This window comes from Bradyrhizobium sp. (genome assembly GCF_022844465.1).
Classification (GTDB): Bacteria; Pseudomonadota; Alphaproteobacteria; order Rhizobiales; family Xanthobacteraceae; genus Bradyrhizobium.
Genome location: NZ_JALHLP010000005.1, coordinates 1 through 25695 on the forward strand (window position 1 = coordinate 1; position 25695 = coordinate 25695).

General features: G+C 63.1%; 25 protein-coding genes. 5 read left to right on the forward strand and 20 right to left on the reverse strand.

What is annotated here, in order from left to right:
* The 3 genes from Q0D31_RS11150 to Q0D31_RS11160 all read left to right on the forward strand — a co-directional run.
* On the forward strand, positions 1-1186 hold a 1186-nt coding region (locus tag Q0D31_RS11150; protein WP_291849945.1), incomplete at its 5' end, for a hypothetical protein.
* Positions 1187-1263: 77 nt separating this feature from the next.
* Entirely contained in the window at positions 1264-1686 is a 423-nt protein-coding gene (locus tag Q0D31_RS11155) for a DUF5413 family protein (protein ID WP_291849948.1), read from the forward strand.
* A 76-nt stretch (positions 1687-1762) separates the two neighbouring features.
* Positions 1763-2290 (forward strand): DUF4112 domain-containing protein, encoded by a 528-nt coding sequence (locus Q0D31_RS11160; RefSeq protein ID WP_291849951.1) that lies wholly within the window; start codon positions 1763-1765, stop codon positions 2288-2290.
* Positions 2291-2343: 53 nt separating this feature from the next.
* Here Q0D31_RS11160 and Q0D31_RS11165 read toward each other — a convergent pair whose 3' ends face one another.
* From Q0D31_RS11165 to Q0D31_RS11225, 13 genes are all read right to left on the reverse strand, one after another.
* The gene (locus Q0D31_RS11165) at positions 2344-2616 is read right to left on the reverse strand and encodes a hypothetical protein (protein WP_291849954.1); all 273 of its coding nucleotides are present in this window, start codon (positions 2614-2616) and stop codon (positions 2344-2346) included.
* A 233-nt stretch (positions 2617-2849) separates the two neighbouring features.
* Positions 2850-3014 carry a DUF3309 family protein gene (locus Q0D31_RS11170; protein WP_291850655.1) on the reverse strand — a complete coding sequence of 55 codons (165 nt, stop codon included), beginning with the start codon at positions 3012-3014 and terminating at the stop codon, positions 2850-2852.
* A gap of 195 nt (positions 3015-3209) precedes the next feature.
* Complete coding sequence (msrB, locus tag Q0D31_RS11175; RefSeq protein WP_291849957.1) at positions 3210-3620, reverse strand: peptide-methionine (R)-S-oxide reductase MsrB; 411 nt, start codon at positions 3618-3620, stop codon at positions 3210-3212.
* Positions 3621-3761: 141 nt separating this feature from the next.
* Positions 3762-4481 (reverse strand): peptide-methionine (S)-S-oxide reductase MsrA, encoded by a 720-nt coding sequence (gene msrA / locus Q0D31_RS11180; RefSeq protein ID WP_291849960.1) that lies wholly within the window; start codon positions 4479-4481, stop codon positions 3762-3764.
* 157 nt (positions 4482-4638) lie between these two features.
* The gene (locus Q0D31_RS11185) at positions 4639-5754 is read right to left on the reverse strand and encodes an ATP-dependent RecD-like DNA helicase (protein WP_291849963.1); all 1116 of its coding nucleotides are present in this window, start codon (positions 5752-5754) and stop codon (positions 4639-4641) included.
* Positions 5755-5931: 177 nt separating this feature from the next.
* Entirely contained in the window at positions 5932-6660 is a 729-nt protein-coding gene (locus Q0D31_RS11190; RefSeq protein WP_291849966.1) for a carbonic anhydrase, read from the reverse strand.
* 52 nt (positions 6661-6712) lie between these two features.
* Positions 6713-7051 (reverse strand): hypothetical protein, encoded by a 339-nt coding sequence (locus tag Q0D31_RS11195; protein ID WP_291849968.1) that lies wholly within the window; start codon positions 7049-7051, stop codon positions 6713-6715.
* Between the two features lie 9 nt (positions 7052-7060).
* Positions 7061-7885, reverse strand: a complete 825-nt coding sequence (locus tag Q0D31_RS11200; protein WP_291849971.1) for a peptidylprolyl isomerase — start codon at positions 7883-7885, stop codon at positions 7061-7063.
* A gap of 3 nt (positions 7886-7888) precedes the next feature.
* Positions 7889-8608, reverse strand: coding sequence for a respiratory nitrate reductase subunit gamma (gene narI, locus Q0D31_RS11205; RefSeq protein ID WP_291849974.1), 720 nt, complete (start codon positions 8606-8608; stop codon positions 7889-7891).
* Positions 8609-8621: 13 nt separating this feature from the next.
* Positions 8622-9332, reverse strand: a complete 711-nt coding sequence (gene narJ / locus Q0D31_RS11210) for a nitrate reductase molybdenum cofactor assembly chaperone (protein WP_291849977.1) — start codon at positions 9330-9332, stop codon at positions 8622-8624.
* The gene (gene narH, locus Q0D31_RS11215) at positions 9332-10852 is read right to left on the reverse strand and encodes a nitrate reductase subunit beta (protein WP_291849980.1); all 1521 of its coding nucleotides are present in this window, start codon (positions 10850-10852) and stop codon (positions 9332-9334) included. The genes narJ and narH overlap by 1 nt, the downstream gene beginning before the upstream one ends.
* Positions 10849-14589, reverse strand: coding sequence for a nitrate reductase subunit alpha (locus tag Q0D31_RS11220; RefSeq protein WP_291849983.1), 3741 nt, complete (start codon positions 14587-14589; stop codon positions 10849-10851). The genes narH and Q0D31_RS11220 overlap by 4 nt, the downstream gene beginning before the upstream one ends.
* 12 nt (positions 14590-14601) lie before the next feature.
* Positions 14602-17346 carry an MFS transporter gene (locus tag Q0D31_RS11225; protein ID WP_291849986.1) on the reverse strand — a complete coding sequence of 915 codons (2745 nt, stop codon included), beginning with the start codon at positions 17344-17346 and terminating at the stop codon, positions 14602-14604.
* A 365-nt stretch (positions 17347-17711) separates the two neighbouring features.
* Here Q0D31_RS11225 and Q0D31_RS11230 point away from each other — a divergent pair, with 365 nt between their 5' ends.
* Together Q0D31_RS11230 and Q0D31_RS11235 are read left to right on the forward strand one after the other, a co-directional pair.
* A complete protein-coding gene (locus tag Q0D31_RS11230) occupies positions 17712-18923 on the forward strand; it encodes an LLM class flavin-dependent oxidoreductase (protein ID WP_291849988.1) in 1212 nt (403 codons plus the stop codon).
* Positions 18924-18961: 38 nt separating this feature from the next.
* Positions 18962-19144, forward strand: a complete 183-nt coding sequence (locus tag Q0D31_RS11235; RefSeq protein ID WP_291850679.1) for a hypothetical protein — start codon at positions 18962-18964, stop codon at positions 19142-19144.
* A gap of 105 nt (positions 19145-19249) precedes the next feature.
* On the opposite strand, the gene Q0D31_RS11240 is transcribed toward Q0D31_RS11235, so the two are convergent.
* From Q0D31_RS11240 to Q0D31_RS11270, 7 genes are all read right to left on the reverse strand, one after another.
* Complete coding sequence (locus Q0D31_RS11240) at positions 19250-20629, reverse strand: sigma-54 dependent transcriptional regulator (RefSeq protein WP_291849991.1); 1380 nt, start codon at positions 20627-20629, stop codon at positions 19250-19252.
* A 53-nt stretch (positions 20630-20682) separates the two neighbouring features.
* Positions 20683-21036, reverse strand: a complete 354-nt coding sequence (gene fliN / locus Q0D31_RS11245; RefSeq protein ID WP_291849994.1) for a flagellar motor switch protein FliN — start codon at positions 21034-21036, stop codon at positions 20683-20685.
* Between the two features lie 17 nt (positions 21037-21053).
* Positions 21054-21680, reverse strand: a complete 627-nt coding sequence (locus Q0D31_RS11250) for a FliH/SctL family protein (protein WP_291849997.1) — start codon at positions 21678-21680, stop codon at positions 21054-21056.
* Positions 21680-22759 carry a flagellar motor switch protein FliG gene (fliG, locus tag Q0D31_RS11255; protein ID WP_291850001.1) on the reverse strand — a complete coding sequence of 360 codons (1080 nt, stop codon included), beginning with the start codon at positions 22757-22759 and terminating at the stop codon, positions 21680-21682. The genes Q0D31_RS11250 and fliG overlap by 1 nt, the downstream gene beginning before the upstream one ends.
* Positions 22760-22765: 6 nt before the next feature.
* A complete protein-coding gene (gene fliF / locus Q0D31_RS11260; RefSeq protein WP_291850004.1) occupies positions 22766-24355 on the reverse strand; it encodes a flagellar basal-body MS-ring/collar protein FliF in 1590 nt (529 codons plus the stop codon).
* Between the two features lie 171 nt (positions 24356-24526).
* Positions 24527-24802, reverse strand: a complete 276-nt coding sequence (locus Q0D31_RS11265; protein WP_002714638.1) for a DUF1153 domain-containing protein — start codon at positions 24800-24802, stop codon at positions 24527-24529.
* Between the two features lie 193 nt (positions 24803-24995).
* Positions 24996-25691, reverse strand: a complete 696-nt coding sequence (locus Q0D31_RS11270) for a flagellar hook capping FlgD N-terminal domain-containing protein (protein ID WP_291850007.1) — start codon at positions 25689-25691, stop codon at positions 24996-24998.
* Positions 25692-25695: the final 4 nt, after the last annotated feature.

Genomic DNA, 25695 nt, shown 5'->3' on the forward strand with positions numbered 1-25695 from the left:
CGGGCAGGACGACCCGCGCCCGCAGCCGCCGCCGGTTTCGATGCAGGACCCTGCGCTGCCGCCGACCCGCGAGCGCACCGGCGCGCCGCGCCGCGGCCCCGATAATGGCGCGCCGCAGATGCCACCGCAGCCGGGTATGCGTGGCTTCCGCGACATCGCCGCCGACGCCGACGACCTTGGCCGCGCCGCAGCCCAAGCCAACCGCGCCGCGCGAAAGACCTATGCCAACGTGCCATCGCCCTCGCCGGAGTTCGACCGGCTCGAGCCGAGCATGGAAAACCGCGGCGCCGATCTGGAGACGCCCTATTCCTATGAGGAGTCGCTCGAGGAGGCCGACCGCTACGCGCCGCAGCCGCAGCAAACGCCGCAGCAACGTCCGCGGCTGCCCCAGGATCGCAACCGTGAGCCGAAGCGACGCACGATGTCGGCCGCGGCGTTTCCGTTCAAGAGCGCGATCGCGGTGGGCGTCGTCCTTGTTCTGGTCGGCGCCGGCATCCTCTGGGGTAGGGCGGCTGTGACGTCGATCAGCAGCCTGTTCAAATCCTCGCCAACGGCGGAAACGCCAGCCAACTCGGCGGCGCCGCAGTCGCGGCCAAAGATTCCCGATCGGGTCGGTCAACCCTCGTCGTCGGAAAACGTGGCGCCGGTGGCGCAGCGCGTGGTTCTCTATGACGAAGATCCGGGCGACCCCAAGGGCAAGCAATATGTCGGTTCGGTGATCTGGCGCACCGAACCGATCAAGGCGAGCGGCAACCAGAGGCCCGACATCGCGGTGCGCGCCGACATCGATATTCCCGACCGCAAGTTCAAGATGACGATGTCGTTCCGCCGCAATACCGACACCTCGCTGCCGGCAAGCCACACCGCGGAGCTGACCTTCATCCTGCCGTCGGATTTCTCCGGCGGCGGCGTCAGCAACGTGCCCGGCATCCTGATGAAGTCCAACGAGCAGGCGCGCGGCACGCCGCTGGCCGGGCTGGCGGTGAAGGTCACCGACGGCTTCTTCCTGGTCGGCCTTTCCAACGTCGATTCCGACCGCACGCGCAACTTGCAGCTTCTGAAGGAGCGTTCCTGGTTCGATGTGCCGCTGGTCTACATCAACCAGCGCCGCGCCATCATCGCAATCGAAAAGGGCGCCCCGGGAGAGCGCGCGTTCAACGACGCGTTCGCGGCGTGGGGAGAGTAGCGGCGTTGCTCCACCGGGCCGTGCGCGTCGCGGACGGCCACTGAAGCGGCAATCACGAGGTTCAGGCGGAGGTCGCCGTGAAACGCTATCTGATCTTCGCGGCCGTAGCCCCGTTCGTCGGCGGCTTTCTGATGTTGTTCGCGTCCACCGCGGCTTCGGGCTATTGGGCGGAAACCAATCTGCGCGAAGTCGGGAAATTCGTCGTCGCGTTTTTCAAGACTCTGCAATACAGCTACCTGTTCGGCATCGTGCCGGCGTTGATGGTAGCCGCGATCGACGACATCCTCTGTCATGTCAGGCGCATTGGTCCGGCGCTGCGGATGCTGATCGTCGGCGCGATCGGCTTCTTCGCCTCGGGATCGCTCTATGGCTCACGCGGGCCGGACACCGGCGTGCTGCAGTTCGTTCTCTATGGCAGCGTCGGCCTCGCCCCGGCATTGCTGTCGTCCTGGCTTGCTCGAAGATACGCCGACGCGCCGCAGCCGGTTCGCTCGACCTAACTCCCCCCAGTCGGTTTGCGAGTCTTATTGGCGTTCACCAGATGAAACTTGCGGCGTGGATGCGCGTTAGCGATTAATGACGATATCAAGCGACCACAGCCATCATCCGGCTCGTTCACACGCCGATCGCCCCTTTGCGGGGACTGCGTCGGGACACCGACGCGTGATCGACCAGGAGGGCCGTGACGTCTCCGCGGCAATGGTTGGCCCGGCCTTCGAGCAGCACGATTCAAGATTTGGCCGAAATCAATTCGGACACTTGACACGGCAACAGCGGCTGGCGCGGCTGCACACCATCGCCAAGCTGCTGGACACGGCCTTTATCTTGCCCGGCACGAATTTTCGATACGGCATTGATGGGTTGATCGGGCTTATCCCGGTGGTGGGAGATATCGTCTCGACGGGGATTTCGCTGTGGCTGGTGCGCGAGGCGCGCGCATTAGGCGCGCCGTGGCACATCACGGCGCGGATGCTTGGCAATGTCGCCCTCGACAGCATGGTCGGACTTGTACCGCTCGCCGGCGATGTCTTTGACGTCATGTTCCGGGCCAACGCCCGCAACATCCGCATGCTGCAACGGTGGCTCGATACGCAGCCGAGATAGCCGATCTGGGAAGAATGGATGCCCCGGGAAACCCGTGTCCGGGGTTGCCGGCTTTACGCCGCGTCGGCGTCGGCTGGCGCGCGCGGCCGGCGCGGCAGCGGGAAGGCTTCGCTTTCGTAGAGCGACCGGATCCCACTCTGATCGAAGCGGGCTTCCTCGACCTGCAGATAGGCGCCGTTCAGCGAGTCCGCGGGCAATTCCTCGATCGCGAAGCGAACCGCCTCGGCCGCGGTGCCAAAGCGCCGATACGCAAACCCGGCCCGCTTCTTCTTGCGGATCGCGGCGGGAAACAGTTCGGCAGCGGTGTCGTAACTGAAGGGACGCATGGTCTGTGACCTCAATCTTTTTGGCTCTTACTGGTAGAGCGAATGGGGATTGGACGACGGCGGTTCCTGTTGGCGGCGCGCCGTGCACGTCATTTCAAGTCCTAATATAAGCCTGTTTGACAGAAATGCGACTCCTGAAGCCTGACATTGGAGATGATGATGAATCAACGCATGGCTGCCCAAAAACTGCGCACTAACCGAAAAATTATAACAATTTCAATTAGTTATTCACGCTACAACTTGCCGCGCAAGACCAGGATAACAAGCACGATCAAAATCACGCCACCAAGGCCCATGCCGGAATGACCCATGCCGTAGCCGTAGCCGCCGAAGCGGCCCGAAAAGCCGCCCAGGAGAAAAACAATCAGCAAGATGATCAGTATTGTTCCAAGCGACATGGCGTGCGCTCCGAGAGGGGCCGCTGGCTGCTGAAAGCCGCCCGCGGGCGGAGCAAAGCATATTTTGGGCAGCAAGTCAGATGCCATCAGCCAGGCTGCGTCTGCGAGGGCCATCCCGCACCGCCTGTCCGCGGCCCGCTTTCGCGCAAGCCGAAGGCCAGCCCGCGCGGAGATCAGCGCAGAACCCTGCTGAAGCTATTTCGGCTGCAGCTTCAATGCGGCCGAGTTGATGCAGTAGCGCAGCCCGGTCGGGCCGGGGCCGTCCTCGAAGACGTGGCCGAGATGGCCGTTGCATTTCGAGCACAAGACCTCGGTGCGGATCATACCATGGCTGACATCGCGCTCTTCGTCGACATGGCCGTCCACCGCCGGCGCGGTAAAGCTCGGCCAGCCGCAGCCGGACTCGAACTTGGCGTCTGATTCGAACAGTGCCTGGCCGCAGCCGGCGCAGATATAGGTCCCCTTGCGCTGCTCATGCTCGTACTCGCCGGAGAACGGCCGCTCGGTCGCCTTCTCGCGCAGCACCGCGTACTGCATCGGCGTCAGCTCGCGGCGCCACTCGGCTTCGCTCTTGACGACCTTGGCGGGTGTCTTGGTGTCGGACATGGTTTCTCCTCGGATTGATCGTCATTCCGGGGCGATGCGAAGCATCGAACCCGGAATCTCGAGATTCCCCGATGCGCAATTGCGCATCTGAGGTCTGGTGCTAACGCATCATCCCGGAATGACGCGGCCTCGACGCAGGCATCAATTGGTAACCTTCGCCTTGTTCACCAATGTCGGCTTCGCGACGTAGTTCTCCGCAAAAATCTTCTTCAGGTTCTCGATCTTCGGAAGGTCGTTGAAGACAATATAGGGCTCGTTAGGGTGCAGCGTCAGGTAGTCCTGGTGATAGTCCTCGGCCGCATAGAACGCCTGCAGCGGGCCGACCTTGGTCACGATCGGTTTCTTGTACGCCTTGGCGGCGGTGAGCTGGGAGATATAGGCCTCCGCCACCTTCTTCTGCTCGTCATTCACCGCGAAGATCGCCGAGCGATAATGCGTGCCGACGTCCGGCCCCTGACGGTTCAGCTGCGTCGGATCGTGTACGACGGAAAAGAATATCTGCAGGATCTTGCCATAGCTGATCTTCTTCGGATCGTACCTGATCTCGACCGCTTCGGCATGCCCGGTCGTGCCGGTGCCGATCATGGTGTAGTTCGCGGTCGCCTTGCTGCCACCGGAATAGCCGGACACCGCGTTGAGAACGCCGGCGGTGTGCTGGTAGACACCCTGCACGCCCCAGAAACAGCCGCCCGCGAGCACGGCGGTCTGGATGCCGTCGGCGGCCTGAACGTCGATCGCGGGTGGGGGAATAATGACGGCTTCCTCCGAGGCGCGGGTGGGAGAGATGGCGAACGCGGCGAGGGCCAGCGCGCCGAAGGCGGCGGCGCTTAACGACAGGCGGCTGAATGGGCGAGGGGGCATGGGTTTCTCTTGGGCAAAGTGGGTTGAAGGCAGTCTAGGCCGCATGCGTTGTTTCGCAATCGGCCGGCGTTCCGATCCCCATGATACGGGCATCGCTGCCAAATGTTACCGCCCGCGCCACACGAGTTCGTGAAAGCAGGCCCGGAATACCCCGCCCTCACACCACCACGCTCAGCCTTTTCGCCGCGCGGGTGATGCCGGTGTAGAGCCAGCGCGCCCGGCTGTCCTGGAACGCAAAGCTCTCGTCGAACAGAACCACATCGTCCCATTGCGAACCCTGCGACTTGTGCACGGTGAGCACGTAGCCAAAGTCGAACTCGTCATAGGGCTTGCGCTGCTCCCACGGAATCGCCTCGACGCCGCCCTCGAAGCAGTCGTGGCGGACCGAGACCTTGGTGACCTTGTGGCCGAAATCCTCGTCGGGCGAGAGCCGCATGGTCAGAATCCGGGATTTCGATTTCGCCTGGGTGCGCGACTTCACCCGCCACAGCCCGCCGTTGAACAGGCCTTTCCTGCGGTTGTTGCGCAGGCAGACCAGCTTGTCGCCGGCGACCGGCAAGGGATCCTCGATGTTCTGCTTCTGCCGTACCCGCATGTTGTAGGCGCGGCGGGTGTTGTTGCGCCCGACCAGGACCTGGTCGGCCCGCATCACGCGGTCGGGGTCGACATCGCTGCGCGAGACCACCTCGCTCTCGCCGTGGCGGCCGATCTCGAGTTCGCGGCCCTCGCGGATATCCATCGACATCCGCACGATCGGATCGTCCTGCGCCTGGCGATGCACCTCGGTCAGCATCGCATCGGGCTCGCAATCGGTGAAGAAGCCGCCGCCCTGGATCGGCGGCAACTGCGCGGGATCGCCGAGCACCAGCAGCGGACAGTCGAACGACATCAGGTCGCGGCCAAGTTCTGCGTCGACCATCGAACATTCGTCGATCACGATCAGCTTGGCCTTCGAGGCCGGCGCGTCGTCCCAAAGCTCGAAGCTCGGCTGCTCGACGCCGGATTCGCGGGCCCGATAGATCAGCGAATGGATGGTGGAGGCGTTGTCGCAGCCCTTGTTGCGCATCACCAGCGCCGCCTTGCCGGTGAAGGCGGCGAACTTGACCTCGCCATCGACGGCCTCGGCGATGTGCCGCGCCAGCGTGGTCTTGCCGGTTCCGGCATAGCCGAACAGCCGGAACACCGGCGGCGTGCCGTTCCTGCCGGGTTTCGCCTTCATCCAGTCGCCAACGGCTTTCAGCGCGGAATCCTGGTGCGGCGTAAAGGTGGTCATGGGGTCCGGGAAGGGGAGAAGCCGTGCGCGACTCAGCGATCCCCGAAACTAACCATTCGCTCGCCCGGCGCAAGCCGCCGGGTCAGGCGCCTATTGCCAGCCGGGAATGCCGCGCATGTCGGGAAGCTGATGGGCGATGCCCTTGTGCAGCCGGGAAAAGTTGATGCCCGCCATCGACTATCCTTCCTCAAGAAGCTGAGGTTCCAGCGCGGTCAGCCCTTCGAATGCCTCGACGGCGTGCCGGCGGATCATCGTCACCGGCTCGGCAAAGCCGGCATAGCTGTTGACCCTGTCGAGATCTTCAGCTTCGGCGAGCGACGACAGCTTCAGGCCGAGATCCCTCAACAGTCCATCCTCAAGACCGTAGATCCAGCCATGAACCGACACGGCCTGGCCACGCTGCCAGGCAGCCCTGACAATTGGCGTTGCCGCGACGCGCCGCAACTGCATCTCGACATTCAATTCACAAGCGCGATCGATCCGCGCTTCCTCGTCCGGCAGGAGCGCAAGATCGGCCGCGCAGCGCCGGCACATCTCGCGAACCGGCGCGAGCCAGTGGTCCACCAGGCCGCCACCGCCGGGTGGTTCGAATGCCCGGCGGATTCCGCCGCAACCGTAATGTCCGCAAACGATAATGTGCTCCACGCGCAGCGTTTCAATCGCAAACTCCAGAACGGACAGAACATTCATGTCGCCGGTGTGAACGATATTCGCAACATTGCGGTGTACGAACACCTCGCCCGGGTCGAGGCCAACGATATCGTTGGCCGGAACGCGGCTATCCGAACATCCAATCCAGAGATGCCGTGGTGTCTGCTGCTCTGCGAGACGGCGAAAATAATCGGGGTCGTTACGGGTTCTTTGCAGAGCCCAGGCGACATTGCGATCGAATAGCTCGTCGATCATCGCGGGCTCGCTATCCCGTTCCAATCGCATGGCGGATCGATGAAGCCTTTTCTCATGAACAACCTCCGCTGTCTCCGCAAGTGCAACCGGCGTGGGCCGTAACTGCAGGCGTCTCGTCCTGCTTCAGCGACCAGTGGACCATGTAGTTCAGGCAACCGATTCCCGGATCGTCCGCACGTTCGATCACGTTCATCAAGGCGAGCCAATCCTCGCTTACCGCCAGATTGGCAAAACGCCGTACCGCGCCCGCCGCGTATTCGCCGACCGTCTCCTCATGGCGAAACGCGGCTTCGCCGACGCGCGCCAACAGCACAATGTCGTTGCAGGCAAGCAGCGCCTCGCTGGCCCGGGCTTCCTCGCTGAAGCTGCCGATGATCTCGCCAAGTTGCATGGTTCGTTCCTACTGCAGCAGCGGCGAGCCCGCCGCGGCCAGCGTCACGCCGGTGATGTCGGCGCGACCGGCCAGCACCGACACATATTGCGCGAGCGCGCGATGCCGAACGCTGGTCGCGAGGTAATCGGCGATGCGGTCGCGCGCCAGTTCGAACGGAAGCACCCGCCCTGGCGCGCGCTGATCGAGCCGAATCACGTGAAACCCATAGCGTGTTTCGGCGACCGCGAATTCGCCTGGTCGCATGCGCTGCAGCGCGATCTCGAATTCGGCGACGGTCTGGCCGCGCGTCAACTGACCGAGACGGCCACCTTCTTGCGCCGAAGTCTTGCAATCGGAATGACTGCGAGCAAATTCAGCGAACAGGGGTGGATCGGCCCTGACCGCGGACAGAATGGTGTCGGCCGTCATCCGGGCATTGGCTCGCGCGGCGGCGTCGGTATGAGGTGCCGCGATGAGAATGTGTGCGGCTTCATAGAGGTCTCCCGAGCGAAAGCGCATTTGATTCTGCTCGTAGAAGCGACGGCAAACAGTCTCTTCAGGCTGCGGCGTCACCACCTCGCGTTCAATCAGGGTCCGCATCGCCGCTTCCTCCGCGGTCTCGCGGCGCCCTTCCGTATCGCTCAACGGCTCGGCTTGGATGCCAAGCCTCGCAGACTCCTGCAGCAGCAACTCGCGCACCACCAGCGCGCGGGCCGCCGCCTGCCATGCCAGGATCGGCTTTTCCGCCGGATGGTTCTGCACTTCGCGGGCGATAACCTCGCGCGGAATCACCTTGCCGTTGACGGTGACGGTCTTCGGCTTCGGCAGCGCATTGGTAATCGAGCAATCCATGATCTACTCCGCAGGTTGTGTCGGGCGAACCATGCGACCGCCGTCACGGCTGCGAACGATCTGGTAGCCGCGCCGGCCAAGGTACCAGACCGGCGCACTCCAGACATGGACCAGACGCGTGAACGGGAAGACGAGAAAGAGCGTCATGCCGAGCACGAGATGCGCCTTGAAGATCGGATGCACGTCCAGAATGTTGGCGGCGACGCCGGGCTGCAGCGTAACGATGCCCTGCGCCCAGTCCATGAACTTCACCATCTCATGGCCGTCGAGATGGCTCATCGACACCGGGATGCTGGCAAGACCCAGCAACAGCTGCGCGAACAGCAGCAGCAGGATCGCGGTATCACCAAACGATGAGTTGGCGCGGATGCGCGGGTCGAACAACCGACGATGAGTCAGCAGCGCAATGCCGACCATACACATCAGGCCGGCGGTGCCGCCTGCGACGATTGCCAGCATCTGCTTGAAGCCATGCGAGATTCCCAGCCAGTCGAACACCCAGATCGGCGTCAGCAGCCCGACGAAATGGCCGAGGAAGATCAGGAGAATGCCGACGTGGAACAGGTTGGAGCCCCACGTCAGTTGCCGTCGTCGCAGCAACTGGCTCGATCCGGTTCGCCACGTGTATTGCTCGCGGTCGAACCGGAACAGGCTGCCGAACAGGAATACGGTCACGCAGAGGTAGGGATACCAGCCGAAGACGATGGAATTCAGCGTTTGCATGACATTTCGCTCCTCACGGAAGGGGGGATGGCGCGGGCTTGACTGCGCGCCTGGCGTGACGAAGCTTGGCGATCAGGCCTTCATGGCCGCAGACGCCCTGTCCCTGCGTGCCCGGACCAAACCGCACTTCTTCCTCTTCCCAGGCGGCGTCGAGCGCCTCGAGATCCATCGGATCCGGGTCAATGCCCTTCAGCAATTCATCGACAATCTCGCGCGAGGGGGCCTCGGCGGAGGTCGCGACCAAAGCATCGAACACAGCCTTGTAGTTCGATTTCCGTCGCTCGAGCCGCTCGGCAAGCGCTGCGAATATATGGGCGGTCTGGCCCAGCAGTTCGCGGGCTTCCGCGAGCGGTTCGGTCGACAGGAATTCGAGAAACAGCGGCACATAATCGGGCAGCTCATTCGCGGCGATCAACAGGCCTGCCTTCTCGTACATCGCCTTGAGGTCGACCATGGCCTGGCCACGGTCGCGACTCTCGCCATGGACGTGCTCGAACAAATGCAGCGCCAGCGTCTTGCTGCGATCGAACAGCAGGCCATACCGTTCCTGAAGGTCGTAGAGCTCGCCGACCGCGATTTCCGCGATCAGCGGGTCGAGCGCGCGGCGACCGGCCGCGGGGACCACCTTCTCGGCGTCGAGGATGGCGGAGAATTCCGGCGCCGCGTCGATCAGCCCCTGGGTCGGATAGCCCAGCAGCGCCGACAGGACCTTGAATGTCTTCATCACGCGACCTCCATCGGATTCTTGGCCTTGTGCGGCGAACCGAACAGGTTCGTCTCGCTTTCGCCGCCAGAGCAGCCATTACCGAAGGTGAAGCCGCAAGAGCCGCGCATATCGTAGGCGTCGGCGCCGAGTTCGCGATGCGCGGTTGGTATCACGAAGCGGTCCTCGTAGTTGGCGATCGCCATGATCTGGTACATCTCGTCGATCTGTGCGGGCCTGAGCCCGACCCGGCGGGCGATTGCTTCATCGACCACGCCGTCGATGGTCTTGGCCCGCATATAGGCCCGCATCGCCAGCATCCGCTCCAGCGCCAGCGTGACCGGCTTCTCGTCGCCCGCGGTAAGCAGGTTGGCGAGATACCTCATGGGGATGCGCAGCGATTTCACGTCAGGCATCTCACCATCGAGCCCGATCTTGCCGGCAGAGGCGGCCGAGGTGATCGGGGACAGCGGCGGCACGTACCAGACCATCGGCAGCGTGCGGTATTCCGGATGCAGTGGGAACGCCACCTTCCACTCCATCGCCATTTTCCAGATCGGCGAGGCCTTGGCGGATTCGAGCCAGGCATGGGGAATGCCCTGCCGCTCCGCTTCGGCGATGATCCTGGGGTCGTTGGGATCGAGAAAGACGTCGAGCTGCGCCTGGTAGAGATCGCGCTCGTCGGGTTTGCTCGCTGCTTCCGCGATCCGGTCGGCATCGTAGAGCACCACGCCGAGATATCGGATGCGTCCGACGCAGGTCTCCGAGCACACCGTCGGTTGTCCAGCCTCGATGCGAGGATAGCAGAAGATGCACTTCTCGGACTTGCCCGACGACCAGTTGTAATAGATCTTCTTGTAGGGGCAGCCGGAGACGCACATCCGCCAGCCACGGCACTTGTCCTGGTCGATCAGGACGATGCCATCTTCCTCGCGTTTGTAGATGGCGCCGGACGGACACGCCGCGACACAGGCCGGATTGAGGCAATGCTCGCACAACCGCGGCAGATACATCATGAAGGTGTTTTCAAACTGGCCATAGATGTCCTTCTGTACGCCTTCGAAATTGGCGTCCATCGACCGCTTGGCAAATTCGCCGCCGAGGATTTCCTCCCAATTGGGTCCCCACTCGATCTTTTCCATCCGCTCGCCTGAGATCAGCGAGCGCGGGCGGGCCGTCGGCATTGCCTGCAATTCTGGCGCGTTTTGCAGATGCTCGTAGTCGAAGGTAAACGGCTCGTAATAGTCGTCGATTTCGGGCAAATCCGGATTGGCGAAGATATTCGCCAGCACCCGCCATTTTCCGCCGATGCGCGGCTCGATCGAGCCATTGCGCTTGCGCTTCCAGCCGCCTTTCCAGCGCGCCTGATTTTCCCAATCCTTGGGATAACCGATGCCGGGTTTGGTCTCGACATTGTTGAACCACGCGTATTCCATGCCCTCTCGGCTGGTCCAGACATTCTTGCAGGTCACGCTGCAAGTGTGGCAGCCGATGCACTTGTCCAGGTTCAGCACCATCGCAATTTGCGCGCGGATCTTCATTCTGCGGCCTCCAGGCTGGTCGCGTCTGCCGGGCGGTCGAGCCAATCGACTTTCGACATTTTGCGAATGATGACGAACTCGTCGCGGTTGGAGCCAACCGTGCCGTAATAGTTGAAGCCCCAGGATTGCTGCGCGTAACCGCCGATCATGTGCGTCGGCTTCAGCACGGCCCGGGTGACAGAGTTGTGAATGCCGCCGCGCTGGCCGGTTTGTTCGGAGCCCGGCACGTTGACGATTTTTTCTTGCGCATGATACATCATGCACATGCCCTGCTTGACCCGCTGCGAGACGACCGCACGTGCGACCAGGGCCCCGTTGGTGTTGAAGGCCTCGACCCAATCATTGTCGGCGATGCCGGCACTCTTAGCGTCGACTTCGCTGATCCAGACGCAGGGTCCGCCGCGCGACAGCGTCAGCATCAGCAGATTGTCGGTATAGGTGGAGTGGATGCCCCATTTCTGGTGCGGGGTGATGAAGTTCAGCACCACCGACGCGTTTCCGTTCGGCTTGCGGTCGATCACCGGCTTGACGGTCTTGGTGTCGATCGGCGGTCGGTAGACGCAGAAGCCCTCGCCAAAGGCGCGCATCCACAGGTGATCCTGGTAGAGCTGCTGGCGGCCGGTCAAAGTGCGCCACGGGATCAGTTCGTGGACGTTGGTGTAACCGGCATTGTAGCAGACCTTGTCCGACTCCAGGCCGGACCAGATCGGCGATGAGATGATCTTGCGCGGCTGCGCCACCACGTCACGGAAGCGAATCTTCTCGTCTTCCTTGGGGATCGCCAGATGAGTGTGGCTTCGTCCAGTGAAGCCCTCCAGCGACGCCCAGGCCTTGACCGCGACCTCGCCGTTGGTCTCAGGCGCAAAGCACAGGATGACCTCGCAGGCATCGATCGCAGTATCGATGCGGGCAAACCCCTGGGTCGGTCCCTCCTCAAGGACGACGCCGTTGAGCCTCTTGAGCAGGTCGACCTCATGATCCGTGTTCCAGCTCATGCCCTTGCCGCCATTGCCAAGCTTTTTCATCAGCGGGCCGACCGAAGTGAACCGCCTGTACAGATTCGGATAGTCGCGCTCGACGACGGTCACCGCCGGCATGGTCTTGCCGGGAATCGGATCGATCTCGCCCTTCTTCCAATCCTTGACGTCGAACGGTTGGGCAATTTCGCCCGCGGTATCGTGCATGATGGGGGTTAGGACGACATCCTTCTCGACGCCGAGCACTTCCGGGCAAACCCTGGAGAAGGCCTTGGCGATGCCCTTGTAGATGTCCCAGTCGCTGCGCGACTCCCAGACCGGATCGATCGCCGCCGATAGCGGGTGGATGAACGGGTGCATGTCGGAGGTGTTGAGGTCGTCCTTTTCGTACCAGGTCGCGGTCGGCAGCACGATGTCCGAATACATGCAGGTCGTGGACATCCGGAAGTCGAGCGTGACCAGGAGATCAAGTTTTCCTTCCGGCGCCGCGTCATGCCACTTGACCTCGATCGGCTTCTTCTTGCCGTGTTGGCCGAGGTCCTTGCCCATCACGCCATGCTTGGTTCCGAGCAAATGCTTGAGAAAATACTCGTGCCCCTTTCCCGACGCACCCAGCAGATTGGAGCGCCAGACGAACAGGTTGCGCGGCCAGTTCTTCGGATTGTCAGGATCGTTGCACGACAATGACAACTCGCCCGATTTCAACGATTTCGCGACATAGTCCTTCGGCTCCAGCCCCGAGGCCGCCGCGAGCCTGGATACCTCAAGCGGATTGGTTTGCAGTTGCGGCGCCGAAGGCAGCCAGCCCATCCGCTCGGCGCGGACATTGTAGTCGATCAGCGCTCCGTCCCACGGACCAGCGGGCGCGGTCGGCGACAAAATCTCGGAAACGTCGAGCGTCTCGTAGCGCCACTGGTCGGTGTGGGCGTAGAACGCCGATGTCGAATTCATCTGGCGCGGCGGTCGGCCCCAGTCGAGGCTGAATGCCAGAGGCAGCCAGCCGGACTGCGGGCGCAGTTTTTCCTGCCCGACATAATGCGACCAGCCGCCGCCGGACTGCCCCACGCATCCGCACATCACCAGCATGTTGATGATGCCGCGGTAATTCATGTCCATATGGTACCAGTGGTTCAGGCCCGCGCCGACGATGACCATGGAACGGCCGCCGGTCTTCTCTGCGTTGAGGGCGAATTCACGCGCCACCGTGATGATCTGGTCGCGCGGCACGCCGCTGATCTTTTCCGCCCATGCCGGCGTGTAGGGCTCGATATCATCGTAGCTCTTGCCGATGTTTTCGCCGCCAAGGCCCCGATCAACGCCGTAGTTGGCGACGAACAGATCGAATACCGACGCAACCACGGTCTCGCCGTCGGCAAGCTGCAGCTTTTTGGCCGGTACGTTGCGCTTGAGTATGTCGGGATGATCGGTGCCGAGGAAATGATCGTGCTCGCGGTTGCCGAAATACGGAAAGCCGACCGAGACGACTTCGTCCTTGATATCGGTCAGCGACAGCCGGAGCCGGGTGTTCTGGTTGCCGGAGGCCTTCTCCTCAAGACTCCATTTGCCCTTTTCGCCCCAGCGGAAACCGACCGATCCCTTGGGCACGACGATCTCGCCGGTATTCTCGTCATAGGCGACGGTCTTCCATTCCGGATTGTTGGTTTCGCCCATCGCCTTGACGAAGTCCGAGGCGCGCAGGAACCGTTCCGGCACGTAGTGATCGCCCTGTTTCACCAGCCGCACCAGCATCGGCATGTCGGTATACTGGCGCGCGTAGTCGTTGAAATATTTGGTCTGGCGGTCGATGTGGAACTCGCGCAGGATGACGTGGCCCATCGCCATCGCCAGTGCGGCGTCGGTGCCCTGCTTGGGCGACACCCAGAGATCGGCGAACTTCGAGGCTTCGGAATAATCCGGGCAGATCACCACGCTCTTCGCGCCCTTGTAGCGAACTTCGGTATAGAAATGCGCGTCGGGGGTTCGCGTTTGCGGAACGTTCGAGCCCCACAGGATGAGGAATCCGGCGTTGTACCAGTCTGCGCTCTCCGGCACATCGGTCTGCTCGCCCCAGGTCTGCGGCGACGCCGGCGGCAGATCGCAGTACCAGTCGTAGAACGACATGCAGACGCCGCCCAGCAGCGACAGATAGCGCGATCCTGCGGCGTAGCTCACCATCGACATCGCCGGAATCGGCGAGAATCCGAACACGCGGTCCGGGCCGTAGGTCCTGGCCGTGTAGGCGTTGGCCGAGGCAACGATCTCGTTGACCTCGTCCCAGCTTGCGCGGACGAAGCCGCCGAGACCGCGCTTCTGCACATAGGATGCGCGCTTGTCGGGATTCTCGACGATCGACTTCCAGGCGGCTACTGGCGTCATCGTTACGCGCGCCTCGCGCCACAGCTTCAGCAACCGCGAGCGGACCAGTGGGTATTTCACCCGGTTGCCGGAATAGAGATACCAGCTATAGCTTGCGCCGCGCGCGCAGCCGCGCGGCTCGTGATTGGGCAGATCAGGCCGGGTCCGCGGATAGTCCGTCTGTTGGGTTTCCCAGGTGACGATGCCGCCCTTCACGTAAACCTTCCACGAGCAGGAGCCGGTGCAGTTCACGCCATGGGTCGATCTCACGACCTTGTCGTGTTGCCAGCGCTTCCGGTAGCCGTCCTCCCACGATCGGTCCTCGGTCGTCATCACACCGTGGCCATCGGCGAAATCCGCCTTTTCGCGGGTGAAGAACGAAAGCCTGTCCAGGAAATGACTCATCGTTGCTTCTCCTTATTCGGCGGGCTGGGCCACGGGCGAAATCCGGCCGCGATGTTCGATGTCATGAAGCAGGCCTCCCTTGCGGGTATAGACCGCCCAGGTGACCACGATGCAGATCAGGTAAAAGAAGAAGAATCCCCACAGCGCCGCCTGCACACCGCCGGTTAGCTCAATCGATGTGCCGTAGGATTTCGGAATGAAAAACGCGCCGAATGCGGCGATGGCCGATGTGAAGCCGGTGATCGCAGCCGATTCCTTTTCGGCCTGACGCTGGCGAGCCGGCGCATCGGCGTCGGGCATCAACCGGTCCATTTCCTTGCGCATGATGTTGGGAATCATCTGGAAGGTCGATGCGTTGCCGACACCGGTTGCAAAGAACATGAACATGAACATGGCGAAGAAGCCCCAGAACGCGCCGGGCTGATCCTTGATGCCCAGGAAGTAGAGAATGCCGAGCACGCCGATCATCATGGCCGAGAACACCCATAAGGTGACGCGACCGCCGCCCCATTTGTCGGAGATCCAGCCAGTGGCCGAGCGCGACAGCGCGCCGACCAGGGGGCCGAGGAATACGAAGGGCAGCGCGTCCACGGTCGGGAACTGGGTCTTGGCGAGCAGCGGGAAGCCCGCGGAATAGCCGATGAAGGAGCCGAATGTCCCGGTATAGAGCCAGCACATGATCCAGTTATGCTTGCGTTGGAAGATCACCGCCTGGTCGGCGAACGAGGCCTTTACTGCAGCGATATCATTCATGCCGAACCACGCCGCGAACGCGCTGGCGACGATGAACGGCACCCAGATGAAGCCGGCGTTCTGCAGCCATAGCGGTGAGGTCTGCGTTCCGCTGGTGACCGTGGCCGGGTCGCCGCCGAACCAGCCGAAAACGCCGACGGTGATGATGATCGGCACCACGAACTGCACAACGCTGACCCCGAGATTGCCGAGGCCGGCATTGAGAGCGAGCGCATTGCCTTTTTCGGCACGCGGAAAGAAGAAGGAGATGTTGGCCATCGAAGAGGCGAAGTTGCCGCCGCCGAGGCCGCACAGCAGCGCCAGCGCCAGAAAGACCGGGTAGGGAGTAGATGGGTTCTGCACGGCGTAGCCAATGCCGACGGCCGGTATCAGCAGCGACCATGTCGCCAGCGTGGTCCATAGTCGGCCACCGAAGATCGGCACCATGAAGGAGTAGAAGATTCGCAGCACCGCGCCGGAGAGGCCCGGCAACGCCGCCAGCCAGAACAGCTCGGCGGTGGTGAAGCGGAACCCGACCGAGGGCAGCTTCGCGACCACCACCGACCAGACCTGCCAGACCGCGAACGACAGCAGCAGCGCCGGAATCGAGACCCAGAGGTTGCGCCGCGCAATCGCCCGCCCGGTGGTCTCCCAGAACGCCTTGTCATCTGGACGCCAGTCGGTCAGGACGGCGCCGGATAGCGCGCCGACATGCTCGGGCTTGTGGATCGGTTCCATTTCGGGAAGTTCGGGAAGCTCCTTCAGGGCTTCGCCGACGACGCTGCGCTCCATCTGGCGGATCGAGACGTGCATCCAGGCCAGCGATCCCGAGACCAGCAGGAACAGCAGCATGAAGCAGCTGGTCCACAAACCGGTCAGGTCAACCAGCGCGCCAAACATGATCGGAAGCACGAAGCCGCCGAGGCCGCCGATCATTCCGACCAGACCCCCCACCGCGCCGACATGGTGCGGGTAATAGACCGGGATATGCTTGTAGACGGCGGCCTTGCCCAGCGCCATGAAGAAGCCGAGCACGAACACGATGACCGTGAAAGGCGCCAGTCCCATTTCCATATGGAAGCCGACGGTGCCGTTGACCGTCTTCACCAGATAATCGGTCGGCGGATAGGACAGCACGAACGTCGTGGCGACGCCGACCAGGAAGGTCCAGTACATCACGCGCCGCGCGCCGTAGCGGTCGGAGAGATGGCCGCCATAGGCCCGGAACACGCTGGCGGGCAGCGAGAACATCGCAGCGACCATGCCGGCGGTCTTGATGTCGACGCCATACACCTTGATGAGATATTGCGGTAGCCACAGCGCCAGCGCCACGAAGGCGCCGAACACGAAGAAATAATACAGCGCAAAGCGCCAGACCTGGATGTTCTTCAACGGCTCGAGTTCGAGCCATGCGCTCGTTGGCTTCTCGTTCTTCTCCCGCCGCGCCCGGACCACCGGATCTTCTTCCGAGAAGAACCAGAACGCGATGCCCATCAGGCCGATAGCCAGCGCCCAGACCTGGGCGACAGTCTGCCAGCCATAGGCCACCAGCACGAAGGGGGCGACGAACTTGGTCAGGGCGGCGCCGACATTGCCGGCGCCGAAGATGCCGAGCGCGGTGCCCTGCTTGCCCGCGGGATAAAATCGCGAGACGTAGGCGATACCAACCGCGAACGAACCGCCGGCAATACCGACGAAGAACGCAGCCACCAGGAACTCGAAATAGGTACTTGCCCAGGTCAGCAGATAGGTCGCGACCGCCGCAGCCAGCATGACCGCCGTGTAAACCCGTCGCCCGCCATATTGATCGGTCCAGATGCCCAGCACCAGCCGGATCAACGATCCGCTGAGGATGGGGATGCCGATAAGAAGACCGAACTGGGTGTCGTTTAGTCCCAGGTCCTGTTTGATCTTGATGCCGATGATGGAAAAGATCGTCCAGACCGCAAAGCAGATCGTGAATGCGACGGTTGAAAGCCAGAGCGCTCGGCCTGAATGGCCGCTGGGCGAACCTGACGCTTCCATGGTGCTCCCCCCCGGATTAGAATTCGTTAAGGCAGGCATCAACACCACCGTCAGGAAAAAGAATGCGAAGATTTCCCATGCGCCGACGCCGCGGCCGCCCACGCGTGCCGTCGCCAGAGCTGGACATGCTGTCTCTCGTCTTGAATGCGATGATGATTTGCGGCATCAGGGCCGCTACCCACAATCAGGATAGGTGGAGCTCCCGGTCATGCCTTGATTTGGATCAAGCAGGAAACTTCGCCTGGCGCGCGAAACCGAGCGCGGTCGTTTCGCCCCGCGGAATTCATGCAGGCTGGACTCGCCCGAACCACTGAATACACTCTTGCAAAACGACAGTCGGTCTTGAAGCGACCTTGGGGGCGGCCATGAAATTCGGCATCTTTTACGAGCTACAATTGCCGCGCCCCTGGGAAGCCGGTGACGAATTGCGGCTCTACCAGAATGCGCTGACGCAACTGGAGACCGCCGACCGGCTTGGCTACGACTATGCCTGGGTGGTGGAGCATCATTTCCTGGAGGAGTATTCGCACTCACCCTCGCCCGAATCCTTCCTTGCCGCCGCCAGCCAGCGCACCCGCAAGATCCGGCTCGGCCACGGCATCCTGCAGCTGACGACCAACCATCCCGCCCGCGTTGCCGAGCGGGTCGCGGTGCTCGACCTGCTCTCCAACGGCCGCTGCGAATTCGGCATGGGCGAAAGCGCCTCCATCACCGAACTGACCCCGTTCGGCCGCGACATGGAAACCAAGCGCGAGGTCTTCGAGGAGGCCGTCGCGGCGATTTTTCCGATGTTCACCCAGGTCGGCACCGAGCATCACGGCAAGTACTTCGACATTCCCTTGCGCAACGTGGTGCCGAAACCCGTGCAGAAGCCGCATCCGCCGCTGTGGATGGCGTGTTCGCAGCTGCAGACCATCGAGCGCGCCGGCGAGAACGGCTTTGGCGCGCTCGGCTTCCAGTTCGTCAGCGCGGAAGCGGCGCATGCCTGGGTCCATGCCTACTACAACGCGATCACCAAGCGGCTGAAGAAGCTCGCCGACTACCAGATCAATCCCAACATGGCGCTGGTGTCGTTCTTCATGTGCGCCAAGACCGACGAGGAGGCGCGCGCCCGCGCCGACGGCGCCACCTTCTTTCAGTTCGCGCTGCGCTACTATGGCGCGTCGCAAAATCGCCAGCGTCCGGCGCCCGGCACCGTCAACATGTGGGACGAATACAACGAGTGGAAACGCGAAAACCCGGAAGCGCAGGAGGCGGCCCTGCGCGGCGGCCTGATCGGGTCGCCGGAAACCATCGCCAGGAAGCTGCGGCGGTTCCGCGCTTCCCATATCGATCAGGTGATTCTGCTGAACCAGGCCGGCAAGAACAGCCACGAGCACATCTGCGAATCGCTGGATCTGTTCGCCCGGGAGGTGATGCCGGAGTTCAAGAACGATCCCGAACATGACGCCTGGAAGCGGGACGTGATGAGCGGGGCGATCCAGCTCGAAGAAATCGACACCGAAGCCTTCAAGGACCGTTACGGCAGGCTGGCCGTGAATGTCGCGCCGGCGCCAAAGGCTGCGGTTGCCGGGTAGCCGGTTGCGCCCGGTCCGCCGGGCGTGGCATTGTCGCGATGGCTCAACGTTGCGCGAAAGACCGGATGAAGCGGATCGCGGTATGGGCGTTCTACGGTGTCGGCGCGCTGGCGATTTGCTACCTCGCGCTGTTTGCCTATGCGATGTTCAGCGGGCGCGACCTGCAGCCCGGCGATCCCATCCACATTTTTCGCAAGCCCGACGCGCCAAGCTATTCATAAGCGTCGTCATTCCGGGGCGATGCGAAGCATCGAACCCGGAATCTCGAGATTCCGGGTCTGGTCCTTCGGACCATCCCGGAATGACGGAGACGATCATCGCGGCTCTTAGCCTGCGGTCGCAAACCGCTGGTGGTCGCCGGCGCCTGCCGGCGTGACCGGTATTCCGCCGTCGGAATACTCGTTCAGCTTGTTGCGCAGCGTCCGGATCGAAATGCCGAGGATGTTGGCGGCATGGGTCCGGTTGCCGAGGCAATGCTTGAGAGTTTCCAGGATCAGGTCGCGCTCGACGTCGGCGACGGTGCGGCCGACCAGCGCGCGCGTCACCTGTTCGGCGGCGAAGGTGGCATGCGCCACCGCGGGCGCGGTCCTGGCGAGGTCGAGGCGGTCGCCGTCGGGGGTCAGGATGGCTTCAGGCCCGATCTCGTCGCCCTGCGCCATCAGCACCGAACGGTGAATGGTGTTTTCCAGTTCGCGAACGTTGCCCTGCCAGCGGTTTGACGTCAGCACCCGGCGCGCGTCGGCGGAGATCGGGCGCAGCGGCACGCCGTTGGCTGCGGCGTATTTCTTGGCGAAGTGCTGCGCCAGTTCGAGAATGTCGGCCGGGCGGTCGCGCAATGCCGGGATCTTCAGATTGACGACGTTGAGACGGAACAGCAGGTCCTCGCGGAAGCTGCCCTCGCGCACGGCGTCGGCGAGGTTGCGGTTCGAGGTGGCGATGATGCGGATATCGACCGGCACCGGCCTGGTGCCGCCGACGCGGTCGATCACCCGCTCCTGGATCGCGCGCAGCAGTTTCGACTGCAGCCGCACGTCCATTTCCGAAATTTCGTCCAGCAGCAGCGTGCCGCCGGTGGCCTCCTCGAACTTTCCGATCCGGCGCGCGATGGCGCCGGTGAAGGCGCCTTTTTCGTGGCCGAACAGTTCGGACTCCAGCAGGTGCTCCGGGATCGCCGCGCAATTGATCGAGATGAACGGCCGCTTGGCGCGGTTCGACCGGGTGTGCACATAGCGCGCCAGCACTTCCTTGCCGGTTCCGGATTCGCCGGTGATCATGACCGAAGCGTCGGAGCCTGCGATCTGCTGCGCCAGCTTGATGACTTTGCCCATGGCTTCGTCGCGGTAGATCAGATCGCGCGAATCGTTGGCGACGGCGGCCAGCACCGCGGCGATCAGTTCCGGGTCTGGCGGCAGCGGGATGTATTCCTTGGCGCCGGCGTGGATCGCCGCGACCGCGGCGCGGGCGTCGTTGGAGATGCCGCAAGCCACGATCGGCACGTGAATGTGCTCGGCCTCCAGCCGCATCACCAGGTCGCGGATGTCGAGGGCGACGTCGACCAGCAGCAGGTCGGCGCCCTTGCCGCCGCGCAGCACCGCCATCGCCTGTTCCACCGCTTCGGCGTGGGTTACCGAGGCCCCGTTTTCCATCGCGATCTTGGTCGCGGTCGTAAGCTGGCCCTTCAATGTGCCAACGATGAGAAGCCGCATGTCAGTCTCCTGTCCGTCTGTTCGCGCCGCGTGGACGCGTATCGCCAAAATTGCTAGGTGCGTTCCGCCTTGATGATTTCAGTCATGGTGACGCCGAGCTTGTCTTCCACCAGAACGACTTCGCCGCGCGCCACCAGCCGGTTGTTGACATAGATATCGATCGCCTCACCGACGCGGCGGTCGAGCTCCAGCACGGTGCCGGGACCGAGCTTCAGCAACTCGCCGACATCCATCTTGGAGCGGCCCAGCACGGCTGAAACCTGTACCGGGACGTCGAACACGGCCTCGAGGTCGGCGGCGATGCGCGAAGCCTGTTCGTCCTCGGTGTAAGCGGGATCGTCGACGACCGGCATTGCGCCCGCGGCGTTGAGATCGGGAAGCGGTACCTGTGTGTCGGTGTCACTCATGGTTTGTCCTCATGGCCTTACGCTCCGGCCTGATTGCGGGACGCCAGGTAGCGCCCGACGAATTCGCTGATTTTCGCCTCGATCTCCGCTCGCTCCCGCACCACGCCGCCGTCGGCCCATTCGATCCGACAGTCCCCGGTCGCGATATCAGGCGCGGCCAGGATCACCAGCCGCCCCTGGAAGCCGCTGTGCGCGGCTTGCCGCTCGATCTTGTCGCGGGCGGCGTCGTAGAGCTGGTCGTTGATGCGGACGACGAGATGGGGGGTTGCGACCAAATGGGAAAAGCAATCGCTGATGAGGGCGGTGATCTCGCTGAGCGGCTCGCGGGAAATCAGCTCGTTGCAGAGCTTGCGCGCCACCGCTACCGCGACCTCGACCGCCTCGGTTTCCATTCTGACCTCGACGCCGGAGAAGCGCCCGGCGATGTCCTTGATGGCGATGGCGATTTCCTCCAGCGCGAGCGCCGAGCGGCGGTCGCTTTCCACCCTGGCCTCGTGCTGGGCGGCCTCGTAGCCGGCGCGATAGGCGCGGCCCTCGGCGTCGGCGACCTTCTGCGCGATTTCGGCGGCCGTGGCGTGGCGCTCGCGCGCCTTGTCCGGCGTCGAGAAGTCGGTATCGAAAAGGAATTTTGCGGGTGCGGCCATCAGTACACCAGCTCGTCGTCGGCACGGTTCTTGGTCAGCGTGATTTCGCCCTTTGCGGCCATGTCCTTGGCGAGGTTGACGAGCAGCGCCTGCGCCTCGTCGACGTCGCGCAGCCGCACCGGCCCCATGGCCGCCATGTCGTCCATCAGCATCTTTCCGGCGCGCGACGACATGTTGCCGAGGAAGAAGCTGCGCACCTCCTCGTTGGCGCTCTTCAGCGCAATCCCGAGCTTGTCCTTGTCGATATTGCGCATCAGCGTCTGGGCGGAGGCGGAGTCGAGCTTGATGAGGTCGTCGAAGGTGAACATCAGCGCCTTGATGCGTTCGGCCGCTTCGCGGTTTTCCTCTTCGAGCGAGGTGATGAAACGGGTCTCGGTCTGGCGGTCGAAATTGTTGAATATCTCGGCCATCACCTCGTGGGCGTCGCGGCGGCGCGTCTGCGACAGGTTGGACATGAACTCGGTGCGCAGCGTCTGCTCGACGCGCTCGATCACCTCCTTCTGTACCGCTTCCATCTTCAGCATGCGGCCGACGACGTCGAGCGCGAGATCCTCGGGCAGGATCGCCAGCACCCGTGCGGCATGCTCCGGCTTGAGCTTTGAGAGCACCACCGCAATGGTCTGCGGGTATTCGTTCTTGAGGTAGTTGGCGAGCACCTCTTCCTGGACGTTGGAGAGCTTCTCCCACATGTTGCGGCCGGCGGGGCCGCGGATTTCGTCCATGATACCGGTGACGCGGTCGGATGGCAGGTACTGCTGCAGCAACCGCTCGGTGGCGTCGAAGGTGCCCATCAGGGCGCCGGACGCCGACATCCGCGACACGAACTCGATCATCAGGTCTTCCACCACGTCGACCTCGATGGTGCCGAGCGTGGACATGTGAACCGACAGCTCGCGCACCTCGTCGTCATCGAGCATCGCCCATATCTTGCCGCCATATTGCTCGCCAAGCGCCAGCATCAGGATGGCCGCGCGCTTCGGGCCGCTCAGCGGCTTGCCCTTGGGTCGCCCGGCCTGACGGCTCGCCAGCGTCGAGATGACGGTGGCGATATCGTTGGCGTTTGTGCTTGGTGCGGCCATGTCAGGTTACTCGGCAGGCTCGCTCAGCCATTGGCGAACAATGGCGGCGGTCTCGTTTGGATTGCGTTCGGCAAGTTCGCCGACGCGGTGAACGGCTTGGGCGTGGACCTGGCCCTGAACCTGGGCGACGTCGATCAGTTGGCTGGCGCCGGAGAGCGCGGCCGCTTCGGCTTCGGCGCTGGCGTCGGTCAGGGCCGGCGCCGCCGGAACCACCTCGGCAGCCAGGATGCGCTTGACCAGCGGGCGGATCACCATGAACAGCACCACGAGGCCGAGCAGCATCATGACGCCGAGCTCGATGACGTACATGACGTCGTCCTTGGTGAATTGCAGCATGCCGAGCAGGCCGGACGGCTCCGCGACCGGGGGGACGGCCGGCGCTTCGGCAAAGCGAAGGTTGACGACCTCGATCTGGTCGCCGCGCTTCTGGTCGAAGCCGATCGCCGAGCGGACCAGCGCGGCAATGCGGTCCAGCTGCTCCTTGCTGCGGTCCTGATAGACCATCTCGCCTTTTTCGTTCTTGGTGTAGGTGCCGTCCACCAGCACCGCGACCGAGATCCGGTTGACGCGGCCGGCCTCGGTGACCTCGGTCTTGGTGACGCGGGAAATCTCGTAGTTGTTGGTTTCTTCGCTCTTCTTGCTCTGGTCGCGGGCTGCCGGTGCGGTGCTGTTGGCCTGATTGCCGGGCAACTCGTTGTTGACCGTGACCTGGCCGCTGTTCTCGGCGCTTGCCGCCGACTCCTCGCGGGTCTGGCTGGAGCGCAGGACGCGGCCCTCCGGATCGAACTTGTCCGAGGTCTGGGTGACCTTGTTGTAGTCGAAGTCGGCGGTGAGCTGGACGCGGGCGCGGCCCTGGCCCACCACCGAGGAGACGATCGCCTCGACTTCGCTGCGCATTCGCTTCTCGAAGGCGGTGCGGCGCTCTTCGCCGACCGCGATGTCGGCCTCCTTGCCGGCGCCGTCGGCCAGCAACCGGCCACCCTCGTCGACGATCGACACCCGCTGCGGCTTCAGCCCGTTGACGGCGGAGGCCACCACGTGGCGGATGGCGCGGATTTGCTGGGGTTCGAGGCTGCCGCGGACCCGAACCACGATCGAGGCCGATGGCTCCGGTGTTTCGCGCGAAAACAGCGGCCGCTCGGGCAGCACCAGATGGACGCGGGCCGCCTGGATGCGATCGATAGCGCGGATGGTGCGGGACAATTCGCCCTCCAGCGCGCGCAGATGGTTGATGTTCTGGACAAAGCTCGTGCTGCCGAGCGCGTCGGATTTGTCGAAAATCTCGTAACCGACGCCGCCGCCCTTGGGCAGGTTGCTTTCGGCCAGCTTCATCCGCAGCCGCGTGACCTTGTCCTTCGGCACCAGGATGAGCGCGCCTTCGTTGCGCAACTCGAACGGAATGGCCTGCCGTTCCAGGTCCTTGATGATGCTGGAGGAGTCTTCGGTTGAGAGGTCGGTGAACAGGGTGGTCATCTGCGGCGTGGTGACGCGCATGATGACAAAGGCGAAGAAGCCCATGAGCGCGGTGGTCACCGCAACCATGGCCAGCAGCCGCGAGGCACCCAGACCTCTCAGGAAAGCAACAAGACTTTGCACCAACTGCCCCCAGGGATTCGGTCCCAGGGACCGACTGGGCAATTATTGCCTAGGGGATGGTTTCCAACTGGTTAACGACGGCTAAAGCCGGGGCGAATAGTTCAGGCATGAAAAAAGCCGGCTTCGCAGAACGAGGCCGGTTTTCGTCAAATGCCGCTGGTTCGGAGGAGATTATTGGCGATATTGCTGGATACGGGTGGTCCGCAAGCCGGCCAGGCCGTGCTGATCAATGGAGAACTGCCAGGACAGGAACTCGTCGACCGTCAGCGTGTAACGGCTGCAGGCCTCCTCCAGCGAGAGCAGTCCGCCGCGGACCGCGGCCACGACTTCCGCCTTGCGGCGGATCACCCACCGTTTGGTTCCGGGCGCGGGCAGGTCCGCAATCGTTAACGGACTGCCGTCAGGCCCGATGACGTATTTTACCCTCGGGCGATGGGGTTCTGTCATGGCGTACTCACAAACTCTCAACCACTGAACTCACCCTGACAACCTACGCCCCCCGGCTTAAAATTTGCCTAAGCATAAGGCTTCAATCCGAACCTCCTTGAAAATGAGCTGAAAATGCCTTCGGCCCGAATCGCCCGAGCGGACGCCACGGCGTTCAATTCCGGGCGGCAGGGACAGTCGATCGGAAGCGCGCCTAGCCGGAGGCGCCCGGCCGGACCACCCGCTTGATCTTGTCGGTGGTGTAGCTCTGTCCGCCGATCGAAAGCAGCGGCGGCGAGGAGGTGAGATCGACCGAATCCACCACGCCCTGGACTTCGGTGGAGATCGCCACGTTGTTGCCCGCGCTGTCCTTGCCGGTGGCGCTCAAGGTATAGGTTCCGGCCGGCCACTGGACCCCGTCATTGCCCCTGCCGTCCCAGACAAAGCTGGAATTGCCTTGCTGGAGCGAATAGGCGCCGGTGTAGGCCGTCTGTCCGGCGGAGTTCGTGATCGTGACGGTTGCCGTGGTGGCCTTCTCGGATTGGAAGTTCCAGGTGGCAGACGTGTCGAACTGCGCCTTGCTGCCGTCGATGGCGACGGTGTTGCCGACATAGACCAGCGCCTGGGTGGCCTGCGCGCTTTTCTGGATCTCGATCAACGATTTCAACTGCTCGTTCGATTTCAGCTGCTGCTCGACGCCGGCAAACTGCACCAGCTGCTGGGTGAATTGGTTGGTGTCGAGGGGATCGAGCGGGTTCTGATTCTGCAACTGGGTGGTGAGCAGCGTCAGGAAGGTCTGGAAGTTATCCGCGATCCCCGTCGTCGAGGTCGAGGCGGTCTTGTTGCTCGCGGTACCACCGGTCCCTGGCGCCGAGACGACCGGCGACGGAATGGTTGCTTCGACTGCCATTTCT

Coding starts and splice junctions, on each gene's coding strand:
- Q0D31_RS11230 (WP_291849988.1), top strand. CDS start 17,712: ATGAAATTCGGCATCTTTTACGAGCTACAATTGCCGCGCCCCTGGGAA.
- narI (WP_291849974.1), bottom strand. CDS start 8,608: ATGCAAACGCTGAATTCCATCGTCTTCGGCTGGTATCCCTACCTCTGC.
- Q0D31_RS11165 (WP_291849954.1), bottom strand. CDS start 2,616: ATGCGTCCCTTCAGTTACGACACCGCTGCCGAACTGTTTCCCGCCGCG.
- Q0D31_RS11160 (WP_291849951.1), top strand. CDS start 1,763: ATGACGATATCAAGCGACCACAGCCATCATCCGGCTCGTTCACACGCC.
- Q0D31_RS11250 (WP_291849997.1), bottom strand. CDS start 21,680: ATGGCCGCACCCGCAAAATTCCTTTTCGATACCGACTTCTCGACGCCG.
- Q0D31_RS11225 (WP_291849986.1), bottom strand. CDS start 17,346: ATGGAAGCGTCAGGTTCGCCCAGCGGCCATTCAGGCCGAGCGCTCTGG.
- msrA (WP_291849960.1), bottom strand. CDS start 4,481: ATGCCCCCTCGCCCATTCAGCCGCCTGTCGTTAAGCGCCGCCGCCTTC.
- narH (WP_291849980.1), bottom strand. CDS start 10,852: ATGAAGATCCGCGCGCAAATTGCGATGGTGCTGAACCTGGACAAGTGC.
- Q0D31_RS11235 (WP_291850679.1), top strand. CDS start 18,962: ATGGCTCAACGTTGCGCGAAAGACCGGATGAAGCGGATCGCGGTATGG.
- Q0D31_RS11200 (WP_291849971.1), bottom strand. CDS start 7,885: ATGGATTGCTCGATTACCAATGCGCTGCCGAAGCCGAAGACCGTCACC.
- Q0D31_RS11270 (WP_291850007.1), bottom strand. CDS start 25,691: ATGGCAGTCGAAGCAACCATTCCGTCGCCGGTCGTCTCGGCGCCAGGG.
- Q0D31_RS11195 (WP_291849968.1), bottom strand. CDS start 7,051: ATGCAACTTGGCGAGATCATCGGCAGCTTCAGCGAGGAAGCCCGGGCC.
- Q0D31_RS11240 (WP_291849991.1), bottom strand. CDS start 20,629: ATGCGGCTTCTCATCGTTGGCACATTGAAGGGCCAGCTTACGACCGCG.
- narJ (WP_291849977.1), bottom strand. CDS start 9,332: ATGAAGACATTCAAGGTCCTGTCGGCGCTGCTGGGCTATCCGACCCAG.
- fliN (WP_291849994.1), bottom strand. CDS start 21,036: ATGAGTGACACCGACACACAGGTACCGCTTCCCGATCTCAACGCCGCG.
- Q0D31_RS11170 (WP_291850655.1), bottom strand. CDS start 3,014: ATGTCGCTTGGAACAATACTGATCATCTTGCTGATTGTTTTTCTCCTG.
- Q0D31_RS11190 (WP_291849966.1), bottom strand. CDS start 6,660: ATGATCGACGAGCTATTCGATCGCAATGTCGCCTGGGCTCTGCAAAGA.
- Q0D31_RS11185 (WP_291849963.1), bottom strand. CDS start 5,754: ATGACCACCTTTACGCCGCACCAGGATTCCGCGCTGAAAGCCGTTGGC.
- fliG (WP_291850001.1), bottom strand. CDS start 22,759: ATGGCCGCACCAAGCACAAACGCCAACGATATCGCCACCGTCATCTCG.
- Q0D31_RS11265 (WP_002714638.1), bottom strand. CDS start 24,802: ATGACAGAACCCCATCGCCCGAGGGTAAAATACGTCATCGGGCCTGAC.
- Q0D31_RS11220 (WP_291849983.1), bottom strand. CDS start 14,589: ATGAGTCATTTCCTGGACAGGCTTTCGTTCTTCACCCGCGAAAAGGCG.
- msrB (WP_291849957.1), bottom strand. CDS start 3,620: ATGTCCGACACCAAGACACCCGCCAAGGTCGTCAAGAGCGAAGCCGAG.